The sequence below is a fragment of the Streptosporangium sp. NPDC003464 genome (assembly GCF_053588315.1).
On the sequence record NZ_JBSFPS010000097.1, the window covers coordinates 24567 to 32207 of the forward strand.

Annotated in this window: 8 protein-coding genes; 7 read left to right on the forward strand and 1 reads right to left on the reverse strand. The window is 70.4% G+C overall.

The genetic code is table 11. The features are described 5' to 3' along the window. Positions 1–17: 17 nt before the first annotated feature. Both ACWDS7_RS22085 and ACWDS7_RS22090 read left to right on the forward strand, forming a co-directional pair. Positions 18–641 (forward strand): SurA N-terminal domain-containing protein, encoded by a 624-nt coding sequence (locus ACWDS7_RS22085; RefSeq protein ID WP_306863730.1) that lies wholly within the window; start codon positions 18–20, stop codon positions 639–641. Between the two features lie 10 nt (positions 642–651). Continuing rightward, positions 652–1608: a MazG family protein gene (locus ACWDS7_RS22090; RefSeq protein ID WP_451930789.1), complete on the forward strand. Its 957-nt coding sequence runs from the start codon at positions 652–654 to the stop codon at positions 1606–1608. Between the two features lie 22 nt (positions 1609–1630). Here ACWDS7_RS22090 and ACWDS7_RS22095 read toward each other — a convergent pair whose 3' ends face one another. Next, complete coding sequence (locus ACWDS7_RS22095) at positions 1631–2374, reverse strand: class I SAM-dependent methyltransferase (protein ID WP_306863737.1); 744 nt, start codon at positions 2372–2374, stop codon at positions 1631–1633. A 111-nt stretch (positions 2375–2485) separates the two neighbouring features. On the opposite strand from ACWDS7_RS22095, the gene eno reads away from it, so the two are divergent. From eno to ACWDS7_RS22120, 5 genes are all read left to right on the forward strand, one after another. Beyond that, on the forward strand, positions 2486–3763 hold the full coding sequence (eno, locus tag ACWDS7_RS22100) for a phosphopyruvate hydratase (protein ID WP_306863739.1): 1278 nt from the start codon (positions 2486–2488) through the stop codon (positions 3761–3763). A 189-nt stretch (positions 3764–3952) separates the two neighbouring features. Beyond that, positions 3953–4360 (forward strand): FtsB family cell division protein, encoded by a 408-nt coding sequence (locus tag ACWDS7_RS22105; RefSeq protein WP_306863741.1) that lies wholly within the window; start codon positions 3953–3955, stop codon positions 4358–4360. A 43-nt stretch (positions 4361–4403) separates the two neighbouring features. Further along, the gene (locus tag ACWDS7_RS22110; RefSeq protein ID WP_451930790.1) at positions 4404–4937 is read left to right on the forward strand and encodes a DUF501 domain-containing protein; all 534 of its coding nucleotides are present in this window, start codon (positions 4404–4406) and stop codon (positions 4935–4937) included. Further along, the gene (locus tag ACWDS7_RS22115; RefSeq protein ID WP_306863745.1) at positions 4934–5893 is read left to right on the forward strand and encodes a Ppx/GppA phosphatase family protein; all 960 of its coding nucleotides are present in this window, start codon (positions 4934–4936) and stop codon (positions 5891–5893) included. The genes ACWDS7_RS22110 and ACWDS7_RS22115 overlap by 4 nt, the downstream gene beginning before the upstream one ends. A gap of 230 nt (positions 5894–6123) precedes the next feature. Continuing rightward, the gene (locus tag ACWDS7_RS22120) at positions 6124–7470 is read left to right on the forward strand and encodes a hypothetical protein (RefSeq protein WP_451930791.1); all 1347 of its coding nucleotides are present in this window, start codon (positions 6124–6126) and stop codon (positions 7468–7470) included. Positions 7471–7641: the final 171 nt, after the last annotated feature.

The following is a 7641-nucleotide window of genomic DNA, read 5'->3' on the forward strand; positions in this document are numbered from 1 at the left end:
TCGTGAAGGGATCGCATGTGAAGTCGACTCGAGTGCGTGTCATCCTGGCGGTCGCCGCCGCGGGTGTCGCGCTGACCGCCTGCTCTGCGGAGCAGGCCGGCGCCGCCGCCATCGTGGGCGGGGAGCGGATCAGCTCCAGCCAGCTGGACAGCAACGTGCGGGAGTTCGAGGCGGCGCTGGCCAAGGCCAACGTCTCCGCCTCGCAGCTGCAGTTCCCCGGCAGCGTCCCGCAGGTCGTGCTCTTCCAGCTGGCCACCGCCAAGCAATACACCAAGGTGGCCGAGAGCAAGGGCATCACGGCCACCGAGGCCGAGGTCGACCAGCTCATCACCTCCACCGGCGGCCTGGCCCAGTACGAACAGCAGATGCTCCAGCAGGCCGTGGCGCCCTCGCACCTGCGTGACTTCACCCGGGCGAAGCTGATGATCACCAAGCTGATGGCCAAATACGGCGGCGGCAGCGACCAGGCGGCCCTCCAGCGGGGCCAGCAGCAGGCGATCAAGGACCTGGAGTCCGTGAAGATCACCTGGAACCCGCGCTACGGCAAGATCAACGCGCAGCCGAGCCAGGAGCAGCCGAGCCTCTTCCTCGACAGCGGCCGCTTCGGCGCGAGCTCCGCCGTGGCCGCGCCGCAGCAGTAACCTCGGTGGCATGCCCCTGATCGTCGTCACCACCTCGCCCCGGGTCGCCCCGGGGCTGCTCAGCCGCCGCGCGTGGCAGGTTCTCGAGGAGGGGCCGGTGCGCACCGGGTCGGCCGGTCATCCGTACCTGCCCTACCTCGCCGAGGCCGGGGTCGCCGTCGAGGTCGTGACGCCGGACCCGGCCGCCCTGGTCCGGGAGGCGTGCGCCGGGACCGTCGTGTGGCTGGAGGCCGACGAGGCGCTGATGCGCTCCATCGGCTACGCCGCGGTGGCGCTCGACGACCCGCCGGTGATCGAGGTCGTGCCGGGCTCCTACGACCTGCCGGGGGCGAGGCTGCTGGATCTGGTCGCGGTGATGGACCGGCTCCGGACCGAGTGCCCGTGGGACGCCAAGCAGACCCACGAGTCGCTGGTGCCCTACCTCCTCGAAGAGGCCTACGAGGTGCTGGAGACCATTGAGGAGGGCGACTACGCGGCCCTGCGCGAGGAGCTGGGCGACCTGCTCCTCCAGGTGGCCTTCCACGCGCGGGTCGCCCGCGACCGCGACGGCGGCTTCGACATCGACGACGTCGCCGAGGGGATCGTCGCCAAGCTCGTCCGCCGCCACCCGCACGTGTTCGCCGACACCCGGGTCGAGGGCGCCGAGGAGGTCAGCGACAACTGGGAGACCATCAAGGCGGCCGAGCGCGCGGCCAAGAACGACGGCGACTCGGGGTCGGTCCTGGACGGCGTCCCGATGGGCCAGCCCGCGCTCTCCCTCGCCGCCCAGCTCCTGCGGCGCGCCGAGCGCGCCGGAGCCCCCGCAGACCTCCCCTCCGGGCCGCCCGCCGAGGACCTGGGGGCGCGCCTGTTCGAGCTCGTACGGCAGGCGCGCGCGGCCGGTCTCGACCCGGAGGCCGAGCTGCGCGCCGCCGCCCGGGCCTACCGCGACCGGGTCCGCGCCTGGGAGGCGGGCGGCGCCTCCTGACGCCGCCGGGGCCGGGGCCCGGTCAGGTCAGGCGGCCGCTCACGAACTGGGTGAGCCCGTAGACCCGGTGCCGGACCCCGGAGAAACCGAGCCGGGCCAGGGCGTCGGTCACCTCGTGGTCGCCGAACATGCGCACCCCCGAGAGGGCGCCCGCCACGTCGTTGAGCGGGCCGGCCAGCGGCAGCCGCCGGGTCGTCATGACGGCGATCCGGCCGCCGGGCCTGAGCACCCGGGCCATCTCCGCCAGGGCGTCGAAGGGCCGGGCGAACAGGTAGAGCGCGGCCAGGCAGCACACCGCGTCGAAGCTCGCGGGCCGGAAGGGCAGGTCGACGGCGTCCGCGCGCACGTAGCCGACACTGCCCGACCGGGTGTCGCGGACCGCGCGGGCGAGCATCGGCGCCGAGGCGTCGATCCCCACCACCAGCCCGCCGTCGATGTCGCGGGCCAGGGCCCGGGTCACGTTGCCGGGGCCGCAGGCCACGTCCAGCACCTGGTCGGCGGGCCCGAGCGCGAGCATCCCCCGGACCAGCGCCACCTCCTGCCGGGTGTCGGGCCCGAGCGGGCCCTTCATCGCCCCGATCAGCGCGGGCCGCCAGACCCGCTCGTAGATCCTCGGCAGGAATCCCGAGCGCATGAGCCGCTGGGCCGGTGACGCGTCGACGCGCTCCTCGCCGAGCAGGTCCAGATAGCCGTGGCCGGTGGAGGGCTCGGGCAGGGCGGGGTCCAGCAGCTCGCGGATCCGGTCGAGCGCGGTGAGATCGCTCATGCCTCTGATTGGATCACACCGCCTGGCTGGTGGGGACGGCGGCCGCCATACCGACAAGTAGTCCTCGATAGGCTTCTGAGGCAAACTGTCCTGCGACTTTAGGAGCGCTTCGTGGCTTCCATCGAGGGCGTCACCGCCCGCGAGATCCTTGACTCCAGGGGCAACCCGACGGTCGAGGTCGACATCCTGCTGGACGACGGCAGCGAAGGTCGCGCCGCGGTCCCGAGCGGCGCCTCCACCGGCCAGTTCGAGGCCGTGGAGCTGCGTGACGGCGATGAGCGTTACGGCGGCAAGGGCGTGGAGAAGGCCGTCCTCGGCGTGACCGACGAGATCGCCGACGAGATCGTCGGGTTCGACGCCGCCGAGCAGCGCAGCATCGACCAGGTCATGATCGACCTGGACGGCACGCCCAACAAGGCCCGGCTGGGCGCCAACGCCATCCTGGGCGTCTCCCTGGCCGTGGCCAAGGCCGCCGCCGAGAGCGCCGAACTGCCGCTGTTCCGCTACCTCGGCGGTCCCAACGCGCACGTGCTGCCGGTCCCGATGATGAACATCCTCAACGGCGGCGCGCACGCCGACACCAACGTGGACATCCAGGAGTTCATGATCGCGCCGATCGGCGCCGGGTCGTTCCGCGAGGCCGTGCGGATGGGCACCGAGGTCTACCACGCGCTCAAGGCCGTGCTGAAGGAGAAGGGCTACGCCACCGGCCTGGGCGACGAGGGCGGCTTCGCGCCGAACCTGCCCTCCAACCGCGACGCGCTGGACCTGATCCTGGTCGCCATCGAGAAGGCCGGCTACGTGCCCGGCGAGGACGTCGCGCTGGCGCTCGACGTGGCCGCCTCCGAGTTCCACAAGGACGGCGTCTACACCATCGACGGCAAGGGCCTGTCGGCCGCCGAGCTGATCGCCTTCTACGAGGACCTGGTCGCGAGCTACCCGCTCGTCTCCATCGAGGACCCGCTGAACGAGGACGACTGGGAGGGCTGGAACGCCATCACCAAGGCGCTCGGCGACAAGGTCCAGCTCGTCGGCGACGACCTGTTCGTGACCAACCCCGAGCGGCTGTCCCGCGGCATCGCCGAGGGCACCGCCAACGCGCTGCTGGTCAAGGTCAACCAGATCGGCACCCTGACCGAGACCCTCGACGCCGTGGACCTGGCCCACCGCAGCGGCTACCGCTGCATGATGAGCCACCGTTCCGGCGAGACCGAGGACACCACGATCGCCGACCTCGCCGTGGCCACCAACTGCGGCCAGATCAAGACCGGCGCCCCGGCCCGCTCCGACCGCGTGGCCAAGTACAACCAGCTCCTGCGGATCGAGGAGCTTCTCGACGACGCCGCCCGTTACGCGGGTCGCGCGGCGTTCCCGCGTTTCCAGCGGTAGTTTCGCACCCTACGGCTTGCGCCCGATCTGGCCGGGCGCGAGCCGTACCGCGGAAGAGACCGCCCGGCGCCGGAGTCCGGGCCGCGGCACGGGGAAGCCCACCCGGTGACAGCCGGCCGTGGCGCGACCCCGGCCGGGCGCCCGGACCGTCGCGTACGGCACGGCGGAGAGCACAGACGGGAGAGGCGTATGGCGAAACGGCCGCAGCTGACGGGGCGGGCCGCGATCCTGGCGATCGTGGTGTGCGCGATCGCCATGAGCCTCGCCTACCCGGTCAGGGAATACATCGCGCAGCGCCGCCAGATCGCCCAGCTCCAGCAGCAGCAGACCAGGGAGCTGGAGGCCATCAAGGCCCTCGACGACCGCCGCAAGCAGCTCCAGGACCCCGGCTACATCAAGCGGCAGGCCAGGGAGCGGCTCTACTACTGCGATCCCGGTCACAAGTGCTTCGTCGTCATGGGCAGGGAACCCTCGGCGGGCAAGGGCACGGCGGGGGAGAAGAAGGCGGTCGGGCCCCCGTGGTACGAGACGCTCTGGGAGTCGGTTGAGGCGGCCGACACCGGGAAGGGGCAGAAGGCGGCCGGGGCCGCGGGGTGACCCCGATAACCTGGGTGTCGTCTTCTCAGGGGGTGTGTCACGAATGGTGGATGAGCGCGACGTGGCGGCGGTGGAGCGGCAGCTCGGCCGGACGCCGCGAGGTCTGCGGGCGGTGGCGCACCGCTGCCCGTGCGGGCTGCCCGACGTGGTGGAGACCGCGCCCCGGCTGCCCGACGGCTCGCCGTTCCCGACGCTGTTCTATCTGACCTGCCCGAGGGCCGCCTCGGCCATCGGCACCCTGGAGACCTCCGGGATGATGCGGCAGATGCAGGCGAGGCTGGCCGAGGACCCCGCCCTGGCCCAGGCGTACCAGGCCGCCCACGACGACTACATCGCGCGCCGTGACAAGGCCGCCGCCGAGGACGGCCTGGAGCCGCTGCCGAGGGACATGCAGAGCACCGGGGGCATGCCCAACCGGGTTAAGTGCCTGCACGCCCTGGTCGGCCACGAGCTGGCGGTGCCCGGCGGCAACCCCTTCGGCCGTGAGGCCCTCGACGCGCTCGGTGAGTGGTGGGCCGACGGGCCCTGCTGCGCCGTCGGCACCGAGGAAACACAAGAAGAAGAGGAGACCAAGTGACCCGCGTCGCGGCCATCGACTGTGGCACCAATTCCGTCCGCCTGCTCATCGCGGACATCGAGGCCGACACCCTGACCGACGTCGAGCGGCTGATGGAGATCGTCCGGCTCGGCGAGGGGGTGGACCGGACCGGCCGGCTGGCCCCGGAGGCCCTGGAGCGCACCTTCGCCGCGATGCGCCGCTACGCCGAGCTCATCGACCGCCATGGCGCCCGCGCGGTCCGCGTGGTGGCCACCAGCGCCACCAGAGACGCCGCCAACCGGCAGGAGTTCGTGGACGGCGTGCGCGAGATCTTCGGCGTGGAGCCCGAGGTGGTCACGGGAGCCGAAGAGGCGGAGCTGTCGTTCGTCGGCGCCACCCGTGATCTGGTGCGGCTCTCGCCCGAGACCGGCCTGCCCACCCCCGACGGCACCCGCCCGCCATACCTTGTGGTCGACATCGGCGGCGGTTCCACCGAGTTCGTGCTCGGGTCCACGCACGTGGAGGCCGCGCTGTCGGTGGACATCGGCTGCGTCCGGCTGACCGAGCGGCACCTGCGCGAGGCGGGCAGCCCGCCGCCGGCCGAGGTGGTCGAGGCCGTGGTCGCCGACATCGACGAGGCGCTCGACCGGGTCTCCGGGGAAATCCCGGTGGAGCGGGCGCTCACAATGGTCGGTCTCGCGGGTTCTGTCACCACTGTCGCCGGAATAGCTCTTGACCTGCCTGGATATGATCCGGATAAAATTCATCACTCACGAATTCCGGCGAATCAGGTGCAGAAGGTTTCCGAGCGCCTGCTGGAGATGACCCACGACGAGCGGGCGGCCATCGGGGTCATGCATCCGGGCCGGGTCGACGTGATCGGCGCCGGGGCCCTGATTCTGGCCCGAATTATGGAAAGGTACGGTTTCACCGACGTTGTTGTCAGTGAACACGACATTCTGGACGGAATCGCCTGGTCTGCAGCTAAACCTTAACAACATCTAGACATTTCCCATGCTGAGGGGGTATTGAGAGATCGTTCCGTTTTATGGTTAGGTAAAGAAGCTTTAGCGAGGCTTTGCCGTGGGGCCCGGCACAGCTGGTGTCGGGGCGGCAACCGTCTCCGGAGCGCACTCTCGTTCCTAACGAAACGGAGCATCCCCTCATGTCCGGACTAGCTCGTAAGCTAGCCGCCGTAGGAGCCAGCGCGGCCATGCTGGCGACCATGGCGGCAGGGCTTCTGGCCTCGCCCGCAGCGGCGGCCAGTGGTTCCAACCAGGCGGGGGCGGCGGCAGCCACCCCCAGGCCCGCCGTCTCGGTGAGCCAGACCAAGGCCTCCCCGTCGAACTCCGACGAGTGCCCCACCCGGGTGACCTTCTCCTCCAGGATCAAGGTCAAGGCCTACGGGGGCAAGACCAAGGTCGTCTACCGCTTCCTGCGCGGCAACGGCACCAAGAGCGCGGTCAAGTCGTTCACCCTCACGGGCAAGGGCGTCAAGACCGTCACGGTGAAGGAGTCGTCGACCTTCAAGGGCGGCGACCTCAAGGGCTGGGAGGCCGTCCAGGTCCTGGCCCCGCGCAAGGTCACCTCCGCCAAGGGTTACTTCAGGATCTCCTGCGGTGACGACTGGGACGGCGGCAAGGAAGTCGTCAACACCGGCAGCGTCGGCGCCCGGATCTGGGTCGACGAGGGCAACTGCGAGGCCACCCTCATCGGTCGCATCTCCTCCTCCAGCTCGCGCTGGGTGCGTTACCAGTGGGTCGTCAACGGCCGCGTCATCGACCGCGACGCCGTCCGCGTCGACGGGTCGCGCAAGGTCTACCACGTGATCAGGCCGCGCGAGAGCCTGCGGGGCTGGGCGGCTCTGCAGATCATCGACCCGGTGGAGAGCTCCTCCAACCGCGCCTACTTCAAGATCTGGTGCGGGGACTCGTCGCCGAAGGTCTCGGCCTCCGTCGACGCTCCGGCGAACTACGAGGGCACCTGCCCGGTCACCCGCTCCTTCACCGGCACGATCAGCGCTTCGTACGGCCGTGGCCACGTGAAGTACCGCTGGGTCCGCGACGGTGTCCCGGGTAGCTGGGAGAGCGTCTACTTCGGCGGTCACGGCTACCAGAGCCGCAGCGTGAGCGACTCCTGGAGCGCCTCGGCGTCCGGGACCAGCAGGCGCTCGATCGAGATCTACGGTGGCCCGAGCAGCGGCACCGTCCAGGGCAAGGTCACCTGCAAGGTGCCGACCCCGGACTCCAAGGCCTGGATCCAGGAGGGCACGTCGGCCAAGCAGGTCGCGGCCGGCTGCCCGGCGGGTTCGGTCACCGGCACCGGCAGCGTCTACGCCACCGGTCCGATCAAGGTCACCGTCACCTGGAGCCTCAACGGCACCGTGGTGAAGTCCGAGGAGCTCGACTTCGCCTCGGAGGGCACCAGGTCCAGCACCTTCACCGGTGCGTCGGACGGCCTCAAGGCCGGGACCGTCAGGTTCGGGATCGTCGGCGGCGGCTCGACGACCGTCAACTACGACGCGGTCTGCGCCCAGGCCAACGACAAGTCCGCTGACAAGACCGGCGCCTGACACCGAGTCTCGTCTGAAGTAGGACATCCGAAGTAGGACAGGCGGGGCCCCGCCCCAGCCGGCGCCCCCCCTCAATTTTTACGCGCAGCAACAAAACCTGTACCCCACATTACCGCAAAACCTCAACCAACCGTCATATACCCGGACATAAGAAAAACAAACCTATAAAAA

Bases quoted from the DNA above. Each gene is read 5' to 3' on its own strand.
- ACWDS7_RS22090 (WP_451930789.1), top strand. From the start codon at position 652: ATGCCCCTGATCGTCGTCACCACCTCGCCCCGGGTCGCCCCGGGGCTG.
- ACWDS7_RS22095 (WP_306863737.1), bottom strand. From the start codon at position 2,374: ATGAGCGATCTCACCGCGCTCGACCGGATCCGCGAGCTGCTGGACCCC.
- ACWDS7_RS22105 (WP_306863741.1), top strand. From the start codon at position 3,953: ATGGCGAAACGGCCGCAGCTGACGGGGCGGGCCGCGATCCTGGCGATC.
- ACWDS7_RS22110 (WP_451930790.1), top strand. From the start codon at position 4,404: ATGGTGGATGAGCGCGACGTGGCGGCGGTGGAGCGGCAGCTCGGCCGG.
- ACWDS7_RS22120 (WP_451930791.1), top strand. From the start codon at position 6,124: ATGGCGGCAGGGCTTCTGGCCTCGCCCGCAGCGGCGGCCAGTGGTTCC.